This is a genomic window from Bacillus sp. B1-b2 (assembly GCF_009183415.1).
Taxonomy (GTDB): domain Bacteria; phylum Bacillota; class Bacilli; order Bacillales; family Cytobacillaceae; genus Niallia.
Genome location: NZ_WEHU01000070.1, coordinates 1 through 1,670 on the forward strand (window position 1 = coordinate 1; position 1,670 = coordinate 1,670).

At 36.1% G+C, this 1,670-nt stretch carries 1 protein-coding gene; it reads right to left on the minus strand.

From position 1 onward, the window contains the following. Positions 1–45 precede the first annotated feature (45 nt). Positions 46–1,601 (minus strand): IS3 family transposase gene (locus tag F9279_RS24725; RefSeq protein ID WP_152116732.1). Its coding sequence is split into 2 segments (ribosomal slippage): positions 46–962 and positions 962–1,601, totalling 1,557 coding nucleotides; the frame shifts between segments, so codons are not numbered across the junction. Positions 1,602–1,670 lie beyond the last annotated feature (69 nt).

Here is a 1,670-nt window from a genome sequence, read left to right on the forward strand (position 1 = left end):
TGAACTGCCCCCTGTCAAGTAGACAGTGGAAATAATAAAATTGATTTAAGCGGCTTTAACTCTATATTCCATAGGGCTAAGGCCGTTTAGTCGTTTTTGGTATCTTTCATGATTATAAAAATGGATGTACTCATCTATCGCAGTAGTAAGTTCCTCAAATGTCTTATATTTGTGTAAATAATACTTCTCACATTTCAGTGTCCCAAAAAAAGACTCCATTGGTCCATTATCAATACACCGACCAACTCGTGACATGCTTTGTGTCATCTCTGCCGCATCTATCTTACGTTTGAATCCTTTAGATGTGTATTGGAATCCACGGTCACTATGGATAAGAGGGTGTTCTCCATTCAATAGTACTGTGGCTTGATCAAGTGTATTGAATACAAGTTGATTATTATTGGAGTGTCCTAGAACATAACTTATAATGGATCCGTCATAAAGATCACGAATCGCACTTAAATAGGCCTTTTTTGATTGGCCATACTTAAATTCTGTAACGTCTGTTACCCATTTTTTATTTGGTTTTTCCGCTGTAAATTCACGATTTAATATATTGTCTGCCACATGTTGAGGTGTAGAGCGTTTATATTGCTTTTTCTTGACACGAATGACAGAGCGTAATCTAGCCACTTTCATCAATCGGTAGATTCTTTTATGATTAAGTTTCTCCTCGAACTTTCTATTCATGTGAAGGGTCATTTGACGATAACCAAATATGCCATCAACTTTTTCATGGAGAGTTTTCATCTCTTTGATGATTTCTTTATTCAGTATTTCTCTGGATGAAGGAGTACAATTTAGCCACTTATAGTATGCAGATCGAGCAATACCCGCAATTTCACAAAGTAAACTAATGCTTAAATTCTCTTTCTCGTGAAGCTCCTGAATAGCGATGTACTTATCCTCAAATCGGATTTGGCTTATTTTCGCCTCCTTTCGATCTCCTCTAACTTTTTTAAAAATAAGTTCTCCGCACGTAACCGTTCATTTTCTCTTTCTAACTTTTTCATTTGAAGGTTGATTTTCTCTTCTGGAGTCAGCTTGGCTTCTTCTTTCTTATTACCACGTCTATCTTTCAGCGCTTCATCTCCGCCATCTTCATACTTCTTAACCCATTGATAGACTTGTTGATAAGAAACATTATAAGTATTAGCTGCTTCTTGATAATCTTTTCCGTTCCCCAAGCAATCAAGTACAATTTGTATTCGTTCTTCCCAAGTCGTTTTTCTTCCCTTAGTCATAGAGCTCGTCCTTTCTTTTGACGTATCCTTTAAGTCTCTATGACTATTATACTTCCTAATCCAACCTCTGAGGACAGATGCATCCGATATTTCATACAATCTAGCTACCTCACGTATAGAATACTTCCCAGACAAACAATCTCTAATGGCAGCTAGCTTCAATTCCTTAGAATACTTTTTCCAAGTAGAAGACTCTTTTAGACCTTCCAAACCATACTTATCATACTTGTGTTTCCAGTCCAAAATCGTTGAATGGTGCACGTTATATTTTGACTCAAGTTCATATGTTGAATAATGCTTATCTAATTCCTTTAATATCTTGTATTTCTCTTCTGCAGAGTAAGATTTTTTGGACATAATAAATACTCCCCCATAAGCAGCCAGATTTTTATTTTTTAATCTGTCTACCTATAGGGGAGCATATCA